1 protein-coding gene and 1 pseudogene are annotated in these 612 nt (G+C 16.8%); both read left to right on the forward strand.

Annotated elements, in window-relative coordinates; all coding sequences use genetic code 11:
* A pseudogene (locus tag RI68_RS02980) lies at positions 1 to 329 on the forward strand (SVM family protein); the annotation flags it as partial.
* Between the two features lie 99 nt (positions 330 to 428).
* Positions 429 to 612 (forward strand): hypothetical protein (locus RI68_RS02985; protein ID WP_026071961.1); only part of this gene is annotated, 184 nt, incomplete at its 3' end.

Below are 612 nucleotides of genomic sequence, written 5' to 3' on the forward strand. Positions count from 1 at the left end.
TTGAATTAAATTTATTTAAAAAAATAAAATTACAATTAGAAAAAGAAATAGATAACCAAACAAATATTTATCTTAATACAAAAAAAATTATTCTAGATCTAGAAAATTATATAAACAATTTAGAAGAAATTAACAAAAAAAATCAAAATATTAATTTAGAAAATGAAAAATTAAAACAACAATTAAACTTAAAATATATGGAATTACAAAAAGAAAAAGAAAAATTTTTAAATCAACAAAATAATATAAACAAATTACAACAAGAACTAAATCAAAAAACAAATACTTATATGGGTATTTTTGATTCATTGTATAAAAAAATATTTTAATGTTTAAAAAATTTAAAAGAATAAAAAAATTATATTACAAAACAAAGACTCTCTCTTATAGAGAGTTTTTTTATTTTAAAAGAAAGGAACTATTTACTTATGTTAATTAAAAAAATCTTTCAATCTTTACCTATTAATCTCATCTTTTTCATTATCATTCTAATTTTATTTATTCCAGTTATAACCATTTATTATGTCATTCAATTCTATCTTTTAACTGTCAAACTAAGTATTCACCAATTAAAACAAGGAATAGTGGTTCAATTTTATCAACATTTAACCA

It is taken from the genome of Vaccinium witches'-broom phytoplasma str. VAC, from assembly GCF_000309405.1.
Lineage (GTDB): Bacteria > Bacillota_I > Bacilli_A > Acholeplasmatales > Acholeplasmataceae > Phytoplasma.